This is a genomic window from Neorhizobium sp. SHOUNA12A (genome assembly GCF_023006505.1).
Lineage (GTDB): Bacteria > Pseudomonadota > Alphaproteobacteria > Rhizobiales > Rhizobiaceae > Neorhizobium.
The window spans coordinates 1-17,514 of record NZ_JALBGV010000102.1 but is presented as its reverse complement, the minus strand read 5'-3'; the positions used below and the strand labels follow the sequence as shown (position 1 = coordinate 17,514).

At 61.9% G+C, this 17,514-nt stretch carries 18 protein-coding genes and 1 pseudogene; 7 read left to right on the top strand and 12 right to left on the bottom strand.

Annotated features, from left to right (window positions below; all coding sequences use genetic code 11):
• The 4 genes and pseudogenes from MOV63_RS28425 to MOV63_RS28410 form a co-directional block, all read right to left on the bottom strand.
• Window positions 1–189, bottom strand: a pseudogene (locus tag MOV63_RS28425) (efflux RND transporter periplasmic adaptor subunit); the annotation flags it as partial.
• Window positions 190–390: 201 nt separating this feature from the next.
• Window positions 391–594 (bottom strand): hypothetical protein, encoded by a 204-nt coding sequence (locus MOV63_RS28420; RefSeq protein ID WP_247038915.1) that lies wholly within the window; start codon window positions 592–594, stop codon window positions 391–393.
• Between the two features lie 100 nt (window positions 595–694).
• Window positions 695–1,063 carry a hypothetical protein gene (locus MOV63_RS28415; RefSeq protein WP_247038914.1) on the bottom strand — a complete coding sequence of 123 codons (369 nt, stop codon included), beginning with the start codon at window positions 1,061–1,063 and terminating at the stop codon, window positions 695–697.
• Window positions 1,064–1,188: 125 nt separating this feature from the next.
• Entirely contained in the window at window positions 1,189–1,977 is a 789-nt protein-coding gene (locus MOV63_RS28410) for an SDR family oxidoreductase (RefSeq protein ID WP_247038913.1), read from the bottom strand.
• Window positions 1,978–2,235: 258 nt separating this feature from the next.
• On the opposite strand from MOV63_RS28410, the gene MOV63_RS28405 reads away from it, so the two are divergent.
• Window positions 2,236–3,897: an electron transfer flavoprotein-ubiquinone oxidoreductase gene (locus tag MOV63_RS28405; RefSeq protein ID WP_247038912.1), complete on the top strand. Its 1,662-nt coding sequence runs from the start codon at window positions 2,236–2,238 to the stop codon at window positions 3,895–3,897.
• A gap of 3 nt (window positions 3,898–3,900) precedes the next feature.
• Here the strand turns inward: MOV63_RS28405 and MOV63_RS28400 are convergent, their stop codons facing one another.
• Together MOV63_RS28400 and MOV63_RS28395 are read right to left on the bottom strand one after the other, a co-directional pair.
• Window positions 3,901–4,275, bottom strand: coding sequence for a type II toxin-antitoxin system VapC family toxin (locus tag MOV63_RS28400; protein WP_247038911.1), 375 nt, complete (start codon window positions 4,273–4,275; stop codon window positions 3,901–3,903).
• Window positions 4,272–4,478, bottom strand: coding sequence for a type II toxin-antitoxin system VapB family antitoxin (locus MOV63_RS28395; RefSeq protein WP_247038910.1), 207 nt, complete (start codon window positions 4,476–4,478; stop codon window positions 4,272–4,274). The genes MOV63_RS28400 and MOV63_RS28395 overlap by 4 nt, the downstream gene beginning before the upstream one ends.
• A gap of 180 nt (window positions 4,479–4,658) precedes the next feature.
• On the opposite strand from MOV63_RS28395, the gene MOV63_RS28390 reads away from it, so the two are divergent.
• On the top strand, window positions 4,659–5,270 hold the full coding sequence (locus tag MOV63_RS28390; protein ID WP_247038909.1) for a L,D-transpeptidase: 612 nt from the start codon (window positions 4,659–4,661) through the stop codon (window positions 5,268–5,270).
• Window positions 5,271–5,345: 75 nt separating this feature from the next.
• On the opposite strand, the gene MOV63_RS28385 is transcribed toward MOV63_RS28390, so the two are convergent.
• Complete coding sequence (locus MOV63_RS28385; protein ID WP_247038908.1) at window positions 5,346–6,362, bottom strand: zinc-binding alcohol dehydrogenase family protein; 1,017 nt, start codon at window positions 6,360–6,362, stop codon at window positions 5,346–5,348.
• A 122-nt stretch (window positions 6,363–6,484) separates the two neighbouring features.
• Between MOV63_RS28385 and MOV63_RS28380 the strand changes: the two genes are divergently transcribed.
• A complete protein-coding gene (locus tag MOV63_RS28380; protein ID WP_247038907.1) occupies window positions 6,485–6,880 on the top strand; it encodes a helix-turn-helix domain-containing protein in 396 nt (131 codons plus the stop codon).
• Here the strand turns inward: MOV63_RS28380 and MOV63_RS28375 are convergent, their stop codons facing one another.
• Entirely contained in the window at window positions 6,881–8,122 is a 1,242-nt protein-coding gene (locus MOV63_RS28375; protein WP_247038906.1) for an MFS transporter, read from the bottom strand.
• Window positions 8,123–8,392: 270 nt separating this feature from the next.
• On the opposite strand from MOV63_RS28375, the gene MOV63_RS28370 reads away from it, so the two are divergent.
• Window positions 8,393–9,316 carry a diacylglycerol kinase family protein gene (locus MOV63_RS28370; protein ID WP_247038905.1) on the top strand — a complete coding sequence of 308 codons (924 nt, stop codon included), beginning with the start codon at window positions 8,393–8,395 and terminating at the stop codon, window positions 9,314–9,316.
• 39 nt (window positions 9,317–9,355) lie between these two features.
• On the opposite strand, the gene MOV63_RS28365 is transcribed toward MOV63_RS28370, so the two are convergent.
• A complete protein-coding gene (locus MOV63_RS28365) occupies window positions 9,356–10,099 on the bottom strand; it encodes a GGDEF domain-containing protein (protein ID WP_247038904.1) in 744 nt (247 codons plus the stop codon).
• Between the two features lie 372 nt (window positions 10,100–10,471).
• On the opposite strand from MOV63_RS28365, the gene MOV63_RS28360 reads away from it, so the two are divergent.
• Window positions 10,472–11,200, top strand: a complete 729-nt coding sequence (locus MOV63_RS28360; protein WP_247038903.1) for a hypothetical protein — start codon at window positions 10,472–10,474, stop codon at window positions 11,198–11,200.
• Here the strand turns inward: MOV63_RS28360 and MOV63_RS28355 are convergent.
• Window positions 11,197–12,531 carry a glutamine synthetase family protein gene (locus tag MOV63_RS28355; protein WP_247038902.1) on the bottom strand — a complete coding sequence of 445 codons (1,335 nt, stop codon included), beginning with the start codon at window positions 12,529–12,531 and terminating at the stop codon, window positions 11,197–11,199. The two genes, MOV63_RS28360 and MOV63_RS28355, sit on opposite strands and share 4 nt — an antisense overlap.
• A gap of 84 nt (window positions 12,532–12,615) precedes the next feature.
• On the opposite strand from MOV63_RS28355, the gene MOV63_RS28350 reads away from it, so the two are divergent.
• Complete coding sequence (locus tag MOV63_RS28350) at window positions 12,616–13,983, top strand: aspartate aminotransferase family protein (RefSeq protein WP_247038901.1); 1,368 nt, start codon at window positions 12,616–12,618, stop codon at window positions 13,981–13,983.
• A 135-nt stretch (window positions 13,984–14,118) separates the two neighbouring features.
• Here MOV63_RS28350 and MOV63_RS28345 read toward each other — a convergent pair whose 3' ends face one another.
• Window positions 14,119–15,618 carry a glycosyltransferase family 39 protein gene (locus MOV63_RS28345; RefSeq protein ID WP_247038900.1) on the bottom strand — a complete coding sequence of 500 codons (1,500 nt, stop codon included), beginning with the start codon at window positions 15,616–15,618 and terminating at the stop codon, window positions 14,119–14,121.
• The gene (locus MOV63_RS28340; protein ID WP_038541401.1) at window positions 15,602–16,621 is read right to left on the bottom strand and encodes a glycosyltransferase family 2 protein; all 1,020 of its coding nucleotides are present in this window, start codon (window positions 16,619–16,621) and stop codon (window positions 15,602–15,604) included. Before MOV63_RS28340 ends, MOV63_RS28345 begins: the two co-directional genes overlap by 17 nt.
• A gap of 83 nt (window positions 16,622–16,704) precedes the next feature.
• On the opposite strand from MOV63_RS28340, the gene MOV63_RS28335 reads away from it, so the two are divergent.
• On the top strand, window positions 16,705–17,514 hold an 810-nt coding region (locus MOV63_RS28335; RefSeq protein WP_247038899.1), incomplete at its 3' end, for a lysylphosphatidylglycerol synthase transmembrane domain-containing protein.

The window sequence follows — 17,514 nt, the reverse complement described above, 5'->3', positions numbered from 1 at the left end:
GACCGTCTTCACCGCCGGCGGCGGACCGCCTGCTCCGCGACGCCGCTGCGTGCCCGTCGACTGGCCGTCGCCGGTATCGGCGGATGCCTGCTGGATGAAGGGTGAAAGAAAGGGAAGCCGATCGCGGAACTCCCAGCCCGCAACGCCGGCAGCGACAAGAATGCCAGCAAAAATCCAGATCTTCTTCATGAGGTGACCGCTCGCCTATGGTTGTGCCAATGGTATCGCTCCATCGAACTGCCCATATTGCGGCGCAAAAAAGACAAGTTTTGCCTGATCGCCTCACTAACCGGTGAAGGTGGATTAAAGGTTTGTAATGAAGGGCTTAGAATGAACTGGAGTTAATCTTTCTCGCCTTCTGGATGCGCCGCCGAACTGCGCTCGCCGCAGCTAGCGCAGAAACCGCCGGGCGCCCCAGATGACCACGACGCCGATGATCGCGACGATCGCGCCCCTGATGATCCAGGGCGTCTGGTTGATCATGAAACTGCTGGCGGGATAGGGGAAGGCGCCGCTGCCCTGGCCGATCCAGATGAGGCCGAGCACGACCATCAGGGCACCGATGATCGAAAGCGCAAGTCGAGTGAATTTCATGGAAAAATCTCCAAAGGCAAGGTCCGGAGATCATAGGCTTGGGCGAAGGCTCCCGCGAGACGAATTTGCGTGATGTCACATCGTCCTGAACCGTGTCCGGTCAGACGTCTTCGTAATAAGTGGCGATCAGCGAGCGTGGCGCTGGTTCCTCGCCGTCGGCCAAGAAGAAACTGCCGGCGATGCGGCTCGATGGTGACAGGCTGTCGAGGAGGTTGCGGACCACAACATCGTCCACGGCCTCAAGGCTTCGCGCATGCATGATGCCCGGCCGGCTGGAGATCGCCGAAGTCTCGGCTGCGTGCCGGGTTGCTGCTTCCCAGGTGCCTGCATAGGTCGCGACCTGTCCGGCCGCAAGCGTCGTTGAGATCGACGCAGCCGACGAGGCAGCCGAAGGCGCCGCGGCGTGGGGCACGACGGGGGGTATACTGGGCGATGCAGCTTCGGTCGCCCCCGAAACACTTTCGATCATGCCGGCGATCCTTTAATTTGGGGGCCGGCTTGCCTCTTAGCTGAGGCGAATTGAGATACCGCCAACAGCGGCAGCTCAATTCGATTTAATGTTTAACGACCTCAGTTTAACGGTCGCTCGGAAGATCAGATCGAACGCGACGCGCCGCCGTCGACCCGGAGCATCGTGCCGGTGACATAGCTTGCGGGGACCGAGCAGAGGAAAGCGCCGGCGGCTGCAAATTCCTCGACCCTGCCGAGCCGGCCGGCGGGAATGGTCTTCAGCGAGGCGGAGCGGATTTCCTCCACCGATTTGCCGGTGCGCTTGGCATTGGCGCCGTCGAGTTCATCGATGCGGTCGGTATGGATGCGGCCGGGCAGCAGCATGTTGCAGGTAATGCCGAACCCCGCCACTTCGGTGGCGATCGTCTTGTTCCAGCCGACCAGCGCAGAGCGCAGGGTGTTGGACAGCGCAAGGTTGGCGATCGGCTCGTAGACGCCCGACGAGGCGCAGGTGAGAATGCGGCCCCAGCCCTGTTCCTTCATCTGCGGCAGGAAGGCATTGGTGAGCGTGATGACGCGCAGCACCATGGACTGGAAGAAGATGTCGAGCTTGTCGGCAGTCATTTCTTCCGCTGTACCCGGCGTCGGGCCGCCGGTATTGTTGACCAGGATGTCGATGCCGCCGAGCTTCTCCTTGACCGCGGCCTTCATCGCCTCGACGAAATTCTCTTCGGCGAGATCGCCCCAGACCCAGTCGGCCTTGCCCTTGCCTTCGGCATTGATCGCCTTGCAATTGTCCGCCAGCCGGTCGCCGGAGCGGCCGACGAGGAGAACATGTGCGCCTTCGCTCGCAAGCGCCTTGGCAATGCCGAGACCGAGCCCGCGCGACGAGGCGAGCACGAGGGCGCGTTTGCCGTTAAGACCGAGATCCATGATTCTGTTCCTTCCCCAATTCCTGTAATCGGTTGTCGGGCCTTTATAGCAGCGACAGAAGGCTGCGAAAGGCCGATCTTGCTTTCTGCAGTTCGGTGCCTATAATTGACGTGCACGTAAAAGTAATATGAGAAAACCGAAACGCGATTTGCGCGAATGACAAGGCGGAGGACGTTTTCCCGCCTCGACAAGCCGGGGCGGTTTTGTCAAACAGGTTGCCTGAATAAAGCCGGAAGGGGCCGGCGAGCGGAGTTGGATATGAACGAGCAAGAACTGCCAGAACGCGAGAGCATGGAATTCGACGTGGTGATCGTCGGCGCGGGTCCTGCGGGGCTTTCAGCCGCGATCCGCCTGAAGCAGGTCAATCCGGACCTGACCGTCGTGGTGCTCGAAAAGGGTTCGGAAGTCGGCGCCCATATCCTGTCCGGCGCGGTTGTCGATCCGGTCGGCATCGACGCGCTGCTGCCCGGCTGGCGCGACGAGGACGGTCATCCGTTCAAGACCCCGGTCACCGCCGACCACTTCCTGTTCTTGGGCCCCGCCGGCTCGATCCGCCTGCCGAATTTCATGATGCCGCCACTGATGAACAATCACGGCAACTACATAGTCTCGCTCGGCAACGTCTGTCGCTGGCTCGCCGAAAAGGCGGAAGCGCTCGGCGTCGAGATCTATCCGGGCTTTGCCGCCACCGAAGTGCTCTATGACGAAAACGGCGCGGTCAAGGGCGTGGCCACCGGCGACATGGGTGTCGAGCGCAACGGCGAGCCCGGCCCGGCCTTTACCCGCGGCATGGAACTGCACGGCAAATACACGCTGATCGGCGAAGGAGTGCGCGGATCGCTCGCCAAGCAGTTGATCCTGCGGTTCGACCTGCAGAAGGATCGCGAGCCCCAGAAATACGGTATCGGCCTCAAGGAACTCTGGCAGGTGAAGCCGGAAAATCATCGTCCGGGCCTGGTGCAGCATTCCTTCGGCTGGCCGCTCGGCATGAAAACCGGCGGCGGTTCATTCCTCTATCACCTGGAGGACAATCTTGTCGCCGTCGGCTTCGTGGTGCACCTGAACTACAAGAACCCGTATCTCTACCCGTTCGAGGAATTCCAGCGCTTCAAGACGCATGACGCGATCCGCGGAACCTTCGAGGGCGCCAAGCGCCTCTCCTACGGCGCCCGCGCCATCACCGAGGGCGGATACCAGTCGGTGCCGAAACTGACCTTCCCGGGCGGGGCTCTGATCGGCTGTTCCGCCGGCCTCGTCAACGTGCCGCGCATCAAGGGCAGCCACAACGCCGTCCTGTCCGGCATTCTCGCCGCCGACAACATCGCCAGGGCAATCGAAGCCGGCCGTGCCAATGACGAGGTCGTCGAGATCGAAAACGAATGGCGCTCGACGCCGATCGGCACGGACCTGAAACGGGTGCGCAACGTCAAGCCGCTCTGGTCGAAACTCGGCACCGGCCTCGGCATCGCGCTCGGCGGCCTCGACATGTGGACCAACCAGTTGTTCGGCCTGTCGATCTTCGGCACGCTGAAACACGGCAAGACCGACGCAGCCTCGCTGGAACCGGCAGCCAAGCATAAAAAGATCGTCTATCCGAAGCCGGACGGCGTGCTGACCTTCGACCGCCTGTCATCGGTCTTCCTGTCGAACACCAACCACGAGGAAGACCAGCCGGTCCATCTGCAGGTAAAGGACATGGACCTGCAGAAGCGCTCGGAGCTCGAAGTCTATGGCGGCCCATCGACGCGCTACTGTCCGGCCGGCGTCTACGAGTGGGTGGAGAAGGACGGCGAAGAAGTCTACGTCATCAACGCCCAGAACTGCGTCCACTGCAAGACCTGCGACATCAAGGACCCCAACCAGAACATCAATTGGGTTCCCCCGCAGGGCGGCGAGGGGCCGGTTTATCCGAACATGTGAGTTTCAGTGCAGATGGCTTGGCATAGCAATGCCAAGCGAATGCGCCATCTTGTGGAGCTTCTTGTCGCACGTCCATAATGCATGACCAGCCGAAAGAAACACGGACGCAAGCAAGTGTGCGTCCACATAACCGATTCCTGTTCCGAAGAGTGCCTTGCTGCGGATCATGTGCCTTACTTCGTTGTCGTCCGCTTTGACTATATTCGGCAAGTCTCCCAACATTACCATGACGTCGTCGTATCGGGGGATATGCCCCAAAGACAGTTCACCGATAACGAACGGATGAATGATAACCTCTTCCGCATCTAGCAATGCCTGCAGATGTGCGTCGCCGGCCCGAAAATGATCTACCCAGATCGAGCTGTCGACAAGGATCATTCCGGCTCCACCGGATCGAAGCGCCGCCGGGGAGGAGCCACAAGATCGGGTGCGCTTCCTCCAAGCTGGGCCAGACGCCTGGCCGCCTCCCGCTGGACGAGCCCTTCAAGAGCCAGCCGGATCAAGGTGGGAGTTTCGGTAACTCCCGTATATTTGCGAGCTTTATCAAGCAATTCATCGTCGATGGTTATGGTCGTACGCATAGCCGGTCTCCTTGTCATCAAAAATAGCATCAATTGATGCGGAATTCAATGCGGATGCGTCGTGTCGCAATCTACTTCTAACGCGTTCGTGATGACTGCAATAACCGCCCGTTTAGCACTTCATTAACCATAATATTCTTAAGTTTGGCGTCATCTTCTCGACGCATCAAGGACACATTCATGACGATTTCCCGTCGCGGCTTTCTTGCGGGCCTGCCGCTTCTGCTTGCCGGTTGCGCTTCCACCATCAATGATCAGACGAATTACGCAGCGCTGCCCAACGAACAGTTCCCGCTGAAGACCGTGCCGGCCGAGAACATCAAGCCGGAGCTGCGCCGCACGGAAGTCGCCTATGTCACCCCGCATGCAGCCGGGACCGTGGTCGTCGATACGCCGGCGCGCCGCGCCTATTACATTCTCGGCAACGGCCGCGCGATCCGGTATGGCGTCGGAGTCGGCCGTGCCGGACTGGCGCTTGCCGGCAATGCCTATGTCGGCCGCAAGGCCGAATGGCCGACCTGGACGCCCACCGAAAACATGCAGCGCCGCGAGGAGCGATACCGGAAACTCGCAGGCGGCATGCCGGGCGGCCCGAACAATCCGCTTGGTGCCCGCGCCATGTATCTCTATCGCGGCGGCAACGACACGCATTTCCGCATCCACGGCACCAACCAGCCGCAATCGATCGGGCTTGCCATGTCGAGCGGCTGCATCCGCATGATGAACCATGACGTGGTCGATCTCTACAGCCGCGTCAATGTCGGTGCCAAGGTCGTCGTCATCCAGGCCTGATCCACCGCCAGGCCGCTAAGAAAGCCCGCCGTTTCAGCCACGGCGGGCTTTCTTTGTTCTTCTCACAGGGCCTCGTCAGAAGCCCGAAAGCACCAGCTTGCCCTTGGTGCGGTTGCTTTCGACCATCGCATGCGCCTTCTTCAGGTTCGCGGCGTTGATCGGCCCCAGCGTTTCGGCAAGCGTTGTGCTGATCTTTTTGGCATCGACCAGTTCGGCGACGTGGTTCAAAAGCTTGTGCTGCTCGATCATATCGGCGGTCTGGAAGACGGCACGCGCGAACATCATTTCCCAATGCACCGACAGCGCCTTGCTCTTGAAAGCGCGCAGGTCCATCGGCTCCTTGGGGTCGTCGATCAGCGCCAGCCGGCCCTGCGGTGCGATCAGCTCCAGGATGTCCTGGAGATGGTTTTCCGTATGGGTCGTCGAGAAGACGAAGGCGGGCGCGCCGATCGCCATCTGGGCAAGTTGCGGCGCCATCGGCTTCGAATGGTCGAGCACGTGGTGGGCGCCGAGTTCCTTGATCCAAGCTTGCGTTTCCGGCCGAGAGCCGGTGCCGATCACTGTCACGTCTGACAGTTCGCGCAGGAGCTGGATGGCGATCGAGCCGACCCCGCCGGCGCCGCCGATGACCAGCACCGCGTTCCAGGCGCCAGCCACCTTGTCCTGCACCTTCATGCGATGGAACAGCGTCTCGTAGGCGGTGATCGCCGTCAGCGGCAGGGCGGCGGCTTCCTCGAAGCTCAGGGTCTTCGGCTTGAAGCCGACGATGCGCTCGTCGACCAGATGGAATTCCGCATTGGTGCCCTGCCGGTTGATCACGCCGGCATAATAGACCTCGTCGCCCGGCTTAAAGAGCTTGACGCCCGGGCCGACCGCCTTCACCACGCCGGCAGCGTCATAACCGAGGATCCGGTGCTGGCCGGGTTCGACCGCAGCCGAGCGGCGCACCTTGGTGTCGACCGGATTGACCGAGATCGCCCTGATCTCGACCAGCAGGTCGCGGCCCGCCGCCTCCGGCATGGGCAGATCAATGTCGATCAGCGAGGTTTCGGCGGTAATGGGCTGGGGCGTGTTGAAGCCGACGGCGCGCATGGAACGTCTCCTTGGTTGTGTCCTGTTGTCCGGAGACTAGATGGCGCCTATGTTCAAGGAGCGCAAGAATGCACATTTTTGGTCTATAGTACCGAAAAGTATACCGTGAAAGGACGCTGACCATGTCGAAACCCCGTGCCAAGCTGACCGACAATTTCCCAGGCTGCCCGGTGGAATCGACCCTGAGTTTCCTCGATGGGAAATGGAAAGGCGTCATCCTTTATCACCTGTTGCAAGACGGCACGCTGCGCTTCAACGAACTGCGCCGCCGTATTCCGGCGGTCACCCAGCGCATGCTGACCAAGCAGCTACGGGAACTGGAAGAGGCAGGCTTGCTGTCGCGCACCGTATTCCCGGTCGTGCCGCCGCGCGTCGATTATGCGCTGACGCCGATCGGCCGCAGCCTGGAACCGGTCATCGCCGCACTCCGTCTCTGGGGCAAGGAACACGTCATCTGCGAGAATGGCCGGAAATATATGGTCATGCCGGAGACTGAAAAGCCATCCAAGGCCGCCTGATCAGGCCGCCGCGACCTTCCGGTCGAGCGCTGCAGATACCGCGAACACCCCAAAACCCAGAAGCGATAGCACCGCGCCCACATAGCCGGTCGCGGCAAAACCCCAGCCCCAGGCGATCACCAGCCCGCCCAGCCAGGCGCCGAGCGCATTGGCGATGTTGAAGGCCGAATGGTTGGAGGCGGCGGCCAGCGTCTGCGCGTCGGCTGCGACATCCATCAGCCGCGTCTGCAGCGCAGGGCCAGCAGCGAAGCCGCAGCCGATCAGGAACACGCAAAGGCAGAGCACGACCGGATATTGCGCCCACAGGCCGAAGGCACCCATGACGACGATGTTGAACAGCATCACGCCGCCGATCGTGCCTTTCAGCGACACGTCGGCCAGCCGCGAACCGACGATATTGCCGACATTCATGCCGATGCCGAACAGTGTGAGCACGATCGCCACCATGCTGACCGACATTCCGGCCGTCACCGTCGTGGTCGAGGCGATGTAGCTGAACACCGAGAACATGCCGCCGAAACCGACCGCGGCAATGCCGAGCGTCAGCCATACCTGCGCGCGGCCGAAGGCGCTCAGCTCGCGCCAGATGCTGGCGCCCTCATGCACCTTGTCGCGCGGCTGGAAATACCAGAGCAGTGCCACCGTCACGACGCCGATGCCGCCGACCAGGAAGAAGGCGGCGCGCCAGTTGAGCATTTGTCCCATGAAGGTGGCGATCGGCGTGCCGACCAGGGTCGCGACGGTGAGGCCGAGCATTACCCGGCCGACGGCGCGGGCGCGTTTGTTGGGCGGCACCATCGAGGCGGCAACGAGGGCTGCAACCCCGAAATAGGCGCCATGCGGCAGGCCGGTGATGAAGCGCAGCGCCGTGAAGCTCCAGAAATCCGGGGCGGCGGCGCTCAGGATATTGCCGAGTGCAAACACCGTCATCAGGATCAGCAGCAGCGAGCGCCGCGTCATCCGCGCGGCCGCGACCGCGATGATCGGCGCGCCGATGACGACGCCGAGGGCATAGGCGCTGATCACGTAGCCCGCCATCGGAATGCTGACCTGATAGGTGGAGGCGACATCCGGCAGCAGCCCCATGATGGCGAATTCGCCGGTGCCGATTCCGAAACCTCCAACCGCCAGCGCGATCTCGATCAGGATGACGGCGAGCCGCGAAAGAGCGGGTGCACTATCAAAGTCTTGAGCTTCCGAACGGTCGCGAGCGGAATCGAAACAGGCGGCAGTATCGGTCATGGCATTGTATCTGCTGGAAAAAGACGCGGGTAGGATGTGGGAGGCATCCACCCGCTCTGGAGGTGAGTGGGTCATCAAATGACCGGACTTAAGGCTAACACGGCATGGTGCGTTGCGGTAGTATCCGCCATTTATTCAGGCGTGCTCTCACGGGATTGTGAGTTTTTTCCTGAAGCGACGGCGGGCTTGTTGATAAAACTCCCGGTCGCAACCATTTCTCTGATGGGCCGTTGTCCCGCGCCAAATCCGCTCCTCTGCAAGCGAGAGCAAATGAACCTCTTTGCCGTCTTCAACCGCGATGGCGGTACCTTCCGAACCACAGACATGGACGCCTATTGCGCTCGAGCAGCCGAGACGTTCAAGGCGGCCGGTCACGAGATCGAATGCCATGTGGTATCCGGCAAGGACGTGGTCTCGACCATGGAAAAGGCGGCCTCGACGCCAGGCGTCGAAGGGCTGATCGCCGGCGGCGGCGACGGCACGATCTCGGCCGCCGCCGGCATCGCGTGGAAAAGCGGCATCGCGCTCGGCGTCGTGCCGGCAGGCACCATGAACCTGTTCGCCCGCTCGCTGAAACTGCCGCTCGATATCTGGCAGGTGCTGGATGCGTTGGCGCAGGCGCGGCCGGAAAACATCGATATCGCCAGCGCCAACGGCAAGAGTTTCGTGCATCAGTTTTCTGCCGGCATGCATGCGCGCATGGTGCGCTACCGCAATTCGATGACCTTCGCCTCACGGCTTGGCAAGATACGCGCGAGCACGAGGGCGGCGATCGGCGTCATGTTCAATCCGCCGGAATTCGAGGTGGAATACAATGCGGGCGGCAAGGTCGGGCACCGCAGGGTCTCGGCCATCTCCGTTTCCAACAACGAGTTCGGCCGCGACCCGCTGATGTTTGCCGACAGCCTGACCGGCGGCCATCTCGGCTTTTATGTCGCCGATCCGCTGACGCCGGCGGGCGTGGTGCGGCTGACTTTCGACATCCTGCGCGGCCGGCTGAAGGAAAACGCCGCCGTCACCGCGATGACGGTGACCGAACTGGAACTGCATTTCCCCCGCGAGCGCCACGATATCCGCTGCGTCATCGACGGAGAGCTGCTCCCCATGGACCGCGACGTGCTCCTGAAGATCCATGCGGGTGAGCTGACCGTGCTGGTCAACCAGCCGCAGGAACGTGACGGCAGCGGCATCTGAGCGGGTTGGCGGCGATATCCGAGCAGTTCGGCCGCCTCTTCAGATGGATGAAACCACTCGATTTCGCCCGAGCGATTTTGCCTCGTATAGATTTACATCGGCGGCTCTGAGACTTTCAGAAGGGTCAAAGCCCGAAGCGCACTGGATAGCTCCGATGCTGGCCGACACCGGGACGCTCGATCGTGAGGCGGAGCGCATGTCCATGCCTTCGATGAGTCCGCGGATATCCTCGCACCACCTCAACATCTCGTCGACGCTCAGGCCGCCTTGAAAGAGAGCGAACTCTTCGCCTCCGAGGCGGCCCGCTATGTTGAATTGCCCGTCATACGCGGCGAGTATCTGCCCGGTGCGGCGAAGGACCTCGTCACCGATTGCATGACCGTGGCGATCGTTGATCGACTTGAAATGGTCGAGATCCAGAAAAATAAGGGCTCCGGTTACACCCTCCCGGCTGAGGGTCTGCAGTTCTTCCATAAAGGCGCTGCGGTTCAACAGCCCGGTCAATCCGTCGTGGCGGGACTGCCGATGAAGCTCCTCGTAGGCGGCTGCCAGTTTGGCGAGTGCGTCAGAGGCCTTGGCTTCTGCACGCCGGATTCGTTCCGACTGGCTGTAAAGCACGGCCGAGGCGGGGATAGAGATGGCAAGCGGGCAAACGATCGTCATCACCAGGCCGGCACCGGCCACTTCCCCGCCCAACATCGGAACGAAGGTAAACGATATAGCCAGAGATGCGAGCAGGGACAGGAGGCCGGTAAGGAGTGACTTGGCGATAACAATACGCATCGGATGTGCCGCAAGACTTCAAATATCGAGCTTCCTTAGGCCTTATGAATTTAAGATAGGTTGAAACATTCGCTTAAACATCGATCCTGTGCAGCCGATGGATCGTCCCTGTTTGCGGTGGGGCGATGCTGCCGGTCCGTGCGGGCGAGCCGACGGTGCTAATCAACCGGACGCAGGAACGGGACGTCAGCAGGATTTGAGCGAGCCCGAAGCCTGCGATACAACCTCTTGCATCCGTTTGTTCATATCCCGTTAACTCGGGAACACTAGCTTTTCAACCAATGATAGAATCATTGGTTGGTCTGGCCATGAAGCGCCCGACAAATCGCGGCAATGCCCATCAAGGGTGGCGCGTCGCGGGCGAGGGCCGGCATGACTTCCATCTCCGTTGTTCAACCTGCGGCTTTGCTGATCCTTCAGCAGGCGAATGCGCAGCCTGCCGAAAATGAAGAAGACAAGACCGAGGAGAAGAAGGCCGATCTCGTCCAGGTGGCGAACGGAATTACCGGCGAGCCCGCCAGGGAAACGATGCGGGCGGCATTCGCAGTGAATGCGGCCTTCATCGATGTGGATGAGAAGAGCCAGCTGGTTTCCGATGCGATCGCGTTCATCGGCTCCGATAAGTTCAAGATAAGCGACCCGACAGCAAAACTGATGCTGAAAGTCCTGCTTTCCGAAAAGGGCTGGCAGTTCATGCAGCTGGCGAACCAGCAGTATGAGGTACATGGCGGCCTCACGCGCGAAAGCTTGTTCGCGCTTACCCTTCCGCAGATGATCGCCAAGAATCGCGAGCTGTTCACCGATGACGAAATCGAGATCGGCATCAAGTTCAAGGATGTGGGCGGCGTTGTCGTCTTCATCCCCGACAGCAAGGGCAACAGCACCTATCGCGATCTGGTCAAGGCGATATCAGAGGAAGAGATAGCGGCCCAGGTCACCGGCAATAAAGAAGGGCTGTTTCAGCTCTACGAGGAATTCGGTAAGTTCTCCGCAGCGATGACCAAGGCCTTCGACTACAAGGAGGACGAGGGATCGCCGATGCTGATCGATATCGACGATCTGGCGAGCGCGCCCTGGATCCTGAAGCCGCCTGGATCTTAAATCCGCGGCAGATAGGTCTGGTAGTCGAAATCCGAGACCGTGCGCAGGTGGGTGATCGCCTCCTTGCGCTTCGTGTCGCCATAGAGCTTCTGATAGCGCGCCCCAAAAACGTCGGCGATGAAGGGGGAGGCGGAAAACTCCTCGACGGCGGTCAGGAAGTCGTGCGTCAGCTTTTTCGTACCGGCCGGCGGCTCCTTGCCCGGTTCGGTCGCAGGACCCGGATCCAGCGTTTCATCCAATCCTAAAAGCATGCCGCCGAGGATGGCGGTCAGCAGCAGATACGGATTGACGTCGGCGCCGGCGACGCGGTGTTCGATGCGGGCGGCAGGCCCTTGGGCGTCAGGAATGCGCACAGCAGTCCCCCGATGCCCGAAACCCCAGTCGATATCGACCGGAGCGAATGAGCCCGGCTGGAAACGGCGGTAGGAATTGGCGAACGGTGCGAAGACCAGCTGAGCATCGCGCATCGTGTCTAGCATTCCGGCGCAGACGGATTTGAGCCTCACCGGGTCGCCGCCCTTCGCGTCCAGCACATTGTTGCCGTCTCGGTCGATGATGCTCGCATGCACATGCAGGCCGGAGCCCGCATGGTCCGCATAGGGCTTTGCCATGCAGGTGGATTTGAGGCCGTGCTTCTTTGCCGCCTGTTCGGCGATGCGCTTGAGATAGATGCAGTCATCGGCCGCCGCCAGCGCGTCGGCGCGGTGCAGGAGGTTGATCTCGAATTGGCCGGGGCCGAATTCCGCGGTCGTCGCATCCGCCGGCAGTCCTTGAGCCTTGGCCCAGGTCCGCACCGTCTGCAGGTAGTCGTCGAGTGCATCGACAGCGCTCATGTCGTAGAGCTGGAAGCCGTTCGGCTCACCGCGATAGGTCAGCTTTGCCGGCGGTCGCGGCCTGCCGGTCTCGCGCCAGTCGTCCTCGATCACGTAGAATTCGAGCTCGGTCGCCACGACCGGCGTCAGGCCGCGCTCCTCGAAGCGCTTGAGAAGGGCCGCGAGAATGGCGCGCGGATCCATGAAGGAAGGCGTGCCGTCGAATTCGTGCATGGTTGAAAGCACCTGCTTCGACCCTTCCGGCGCCCACGGCATTGGCGCAAGGCTACGCTTGTCGGGAATGCACACCCCGTCCGGGTCGCCGACCGACAGCGACAGGCCGGTAATGTCGTCATTGTCGTCGCCCCAGATATCCAGCGACTGGGTGGAGGAAGGCAGGCGCACCGTACCGTCCCAGACCTTCTTTTCCGCCTCGAGCGGAATCTGCTTGCCGCGCAGGTCGCCGTTCATGCCGACGAGCAGGATTTCGATGCGAGGCGGTGCAGAATCGGAAGCCATGAGGAATGTCTTTTGACGGGTGTTGCGGAACTCTGTTCGTAACCGATAAGAATTAACGGCACAATCTACGGCAGAGAGACAGCCATGACCGATATGCCGCCGCTTTCCAATCTCGCCGCCATCGACGCCGCCCATCACCTGCACCCGTTCTCGGACATGAAGCAGCTGAACGCCAAGGGCGCGCGAGTCATCCAGCGTGCGGAAGGCGTCCATATCTACGATTCGACGGGCAAGAAATATCTCGATGCCTTTGCCGGCCTCTGGTGCGTCAATGTCGGTTACGGCCGCAAGTCGATCGCCGATGCCGCCTACAGGCAGATGCAGGAACTGCCCTATTACAACACCTTCTTCGGCACCACGACGGAGCCGGCGGCGCTGCTCGCCCAGAAGATCGCTTCCCATGCCGGCGACAACCTGAAGCGCGTCTTCTTCACCAATTCCGGCTCGGAGGCGACCGACACCTGGTTCCGCATGGCGCGGGTCTACTGGAAGGCCTTGGGCAAGCCGGAAAAGACCTTGGTCATCGCCCGCAAGAACGGCTATCACGGCTCGACGGTCGCCGGCGCCTCGCTCGGCGGCATGAAGCTGATGCACGAACAGGGCAATCTGCCGATCGAAGGCATCCACCACATCAACCAGCCCTACTGGTACGCCGAGGGCGGCGATCTGTCACCTGCCGAATTCGGCCTCAAGGTCGCCCGAGAGCTGGAGGCGAAGATCGACGAACTCGGCGAAAACCGCGTCGCAGCCTTCGTTGCCGAGCCGATCCAGGGGGCAGGGGGCGTTATCATTCCGCCGGAGACCTATTGGCCGGAAATCGCCCGCATCTGCAAGGCGCGCAACATCCTGCTCGTTTCCGACGAGGTGATCTGCGGTTTCGGCCGCCTTGGGCATTGGTTCGGCCACCAATATTACGGCTTCGAGCCGGATCTGGCGCCGATCGCCAAGGGCCTCTCCTCCGGTTACCTGCCGATCGGCGGCGTGCTGGTCAGCGACCGCGTCGCCGACGTGATGGTCGAGGAGCTGGGCGATTTCTACCACGGTTTCACCTATTCCGGTCACCCGGTCTGCGCCGCCGCCGCGCTGGAAAACATCCGCATCATCGAGGAGGAGGGGCTGGTCGAGCGCGTCCGCGACGATATCGGACCCTATTTTGCTGCTACCTGGAAAAGTCTGGAGGATCACGAGGTGGTTGGCCAGGCCGAAAGCACCGGCCTGATCGGAGGCCTGCAGCTCGCGGCGGATAAATCCACCCGCCGGCGTTATGCAAAGCCCGACGATATCGGCTCACTGGTGCGCAACCACTGCGTCGAAAACGGCCTCATCCTGCGCGCCACCGCCGACCGCATGCTGGCCTCGCCGGCGTTGACGATCAGCCATTCGGAAGTGGATGAGGTAATCGAGAAGCTTCGGGCGGCGCTGGATCATTTGAAAGATAGCGTTAGGGAGTGAGCCGGTGCGGCACCCTTAACCCTCCCCCTTGTGGGGAGGGTGGCCGGCAGGCGGGAGGGGTTTTGATGCGAAGCGAAGACCCCTCCCCAACCCCTCCCCACAAGGGGGAGGGGCTACACGCCCCGCCGTACGCGGTTACTTTACCGGCTCCACCCAGGCATATCCAAACGTGACGCTGTTCCGCCCACCCGAGAAGAGATAAGGCACGGCTTTGGTCGCCGGCGCCAAGCCTTCCGCTGCGACCCCGTTCGCCTGCAGATATGGCTTGAGAGAGTCGAGCGTATCACCGCTTTCCTGCCAGAGGATCAGCCCCGGCTGGCGTCTTTCCGCCTCGCCGAGCGGCGGCGTCTGCCCGAAACTCGGTAGCAGCACGCGGGCCTGCGGCAGTTCCAGCCGGGCGCTTCCGGCAAGATAGGGATCGGCGGTGATCACATAGGCGGGCTTTGCTCCGGCATGCTCCGCCACCACCTGTTCGATGAACCTTCCGGACGGCAGGTTTTCCTTGGTATAGTTGCCGAACCTCGCGCCGATGACATTGCCGAGCGCGATATAAACGACGAAGCCGAGCGCCAGCGCCGCCACCGGAAACAGCAGCCGCGGGATGCTGCGGCTCGTCTCCGCATTGGCGGCCTCGAGCTTCAGGCAGAGGTAAAGCGGCAGCAGAACCAGGAAGGGCGACAGCCATTTTTCGCTGATGCTGGTGGCCCCGAAACCGAGCCCGATCAGCCCGACGGCGATCAGGCAGAGAACGACCGTTCGGCCGATCACTCGCGTCCATTGGTTCGTCGCTTGCCAGGCGTCGACCAGCGGCCGCCGGAAGGCGATCAGGAAAAAGGCGAGCACCGGCAGTCCGCCGGTCAGTATTGCAACGAAAAGCGTGCCGATGCCGGACAGCCGGTCGAGGATGGGGTTGCCCGATGCATCTTCCCGCATCGCCTTGATCGTTCCTGCCGTCGCTTCGCTCAAGTTTCCGAGCACCCAAAGGCCGTGCGGCAGGCAGATCACTACGACGAGGGCAAGCGCCGGGATCAGCCGCCAGTCGAGGATGCGCTTGCGCAGGTCCGGTTCCGGCAGGATCGCGAGGATTGCCGCAACCGGCACGATGACGAAATTATACTTGGCGATCAGCCCGAGCCCGACCGCAAGGCCGGTCAGCAGATACGTCCACAGGCTCGGCCGCGTCAGTGTCTTGAGAAAACCGTAGAAGAACAGCGCGACGGCAAACAGCGTGGCGATCGCATGCGTCAGGTCCCGCTGCGCCATGACGCTGGCCGCCGGCATGGCGATCACGCCGATCATGGCGATGGCGACGAGCCGCGGGTCCTTCAGCAACACCCGCGCCGCCAGCCCATAGACCGCGCAGGTGAGGAATAGCAGCAGGTTCTTGACCAGCGCGATCGCCAGGATCGACGGGCCGATCAGGTGGACGACCCCGTATTGCAGCCAGTTGTAGAACGGCGGCTGACGGCCGTAGCCCATCAGCAGGAACTGCGACTGGTAGAGCTGTTCTGCCTCGTCGCTTTCGAGCGCCTCCGAGCGCAGCACCCGAAGGATGACCGCGAGCACATAATAGGCAGCGATCAGCCAGAGGATGAGGCCGGGACGGCGGGCAAGCGCGTCACTGATGCGCCGCATCGCCCTCATAGACTTCCCTGACGATGTAGCTGAGCGAGTTGTCATCGCGGTAATAGGTGCGGGCAATCATTTCCGCGATAATGCCGGTGGTGATCATCTGTACCGCCGAGAGGAACAGCATGACGCCGATGAGGAACAGCGGTCGCGTGCCAATGTCGTTGCCCATGACGAACTTGTCGATGAACAGGTAGAAGAGGATGATCGCAGACAGCGCCCCGAGCCCAAGGCCGAGCGAGCCGAAGAAATGTCCCGGCCGCGCCTTGAAACGCATGAAGAACATCACCGACAGAAGGTCGAGGATAACCCGGAAGGTGCGGGAAATGCCGTATTTGGAAACGCCGTGCTGGCGGGCATGGTGGGTCACCGGCATCTCGCCGATCCGCGAGCTCGGCACCACGCCTGCGACCCAGGCCGGAATGAAGCGGTGCATTTCGCCCATCAGCTTGACCTGCTTGATCACCGATCCGCGATAGATCTTCAGGGAACAGCCGTAATCATGCAGCCGCACGCCAGTGATCCGCCCGATCAGCCGGTTGGCGATGAAGGAGGGCACCTTGCGCAACAGCAGCCCGTCCTGGCGGTTCTTGCGCCAGCCGACGAGAAGGTCGAGTTCGCGCCGTTCCAGCTCGGCCACCATGCCGGGAATGTCCTTCGGGTCGTTCTGCAGGTCGCCGTCGAGCGTGGCGATCAGCCGTCCTTCGGCCTGGTTGATGCCGGCCTGCATGGCAGCCGTCTGGCCGAAATTGCGCTGCAGCGCGACGATCTTCAGGTCGAGGCCGGGGCGGTTCAGCGCTTCGCGGGCATTGGCGATCGTCGCATCGGTGCTGCCGTCATCGACGAGAATAAGTTCCCATGTCGCAGCATAATTCGCCATCGCCGCGCAGATCCTCTCGATCAGCGGACGCACGCTTTCTTCTTCGTTGAAGAGGGGCACGACGAGGGACAGTTCGATCGGCTCGGCCGTCTCGATGCGGTCCGTCACCGACTCTGCTGTTGTACGCACCTTGCGTTTCTCCTAAACCACGGGCTGGAAAGGCCGCTCAGATAGTGGCCGAAACCGAAATTTCACATGGGGCATCCTACTATATGAAGAATTCTCCGGTTGCCAGCCGCCGGGCGTGGATAATTCGCCACGCGATGACGCTCGGAACGGCGGCGATCATCGCCGTCTACGCCGCTTTCATCCAGTGGGTCTGGGGCTGGCAGAGCGTCGTGTCGCTGTGGAGCAGCGCCGGCTGGGGTTCGGCGGCAATAGCGCTCGTGCTGCTGCTCGGCACCTATGTCCTGCGCACCTGGCGTATCTACGACTATTTCCCGGCCGAAACCGGCGGTCATTTCGGCACGCTGCTGAGGCTCGTCCAGGTCCATAACCTCTTGAACATCATGCTGCCCTTCCGCACCGGCGAGGCGAGCTTTCCCCTGCTGATGAAGCGCGAGTTCGGCCTCGGCGTCGCCCGCGGAACCGCGGCGCTGTTCGTCATGCGCCTCTTCGACCTGCATGCGCTGCTCGCCGCTGCCGGCACGGGGCTGGCGCTGCAGACCGGAACGCTCTGGGCCTGGGCGCTGTGGCTCGCCTTCCTCATCCTGCCCGCCGTCGCCTTCGCGCTGCGCGGCCAGGCCTTCCGCCTGGCGGCCAAGGTTCTGCCGGACAAGGCGAAAAAACTGCTCGACGAAGTCGAAGCCGGCCTGCCGCTCGATGCCAAAGCCTTTGCCCGGGCCTGGGGCGCGACGCTGATCAACTGGTTCACCAAGATTGCCGTGCTCGCCTGGGTGCTTGGCCTGCTCGGCGGCTTGTCTACCGCTGCAAGCTTCGGCGGCGCCCTCGGCGGCGAACTCTCTTCGGTGCTTCCGGTCCACGCCCCCGCTGGCGTCGGCACCTATCCCGCCGGCATCACC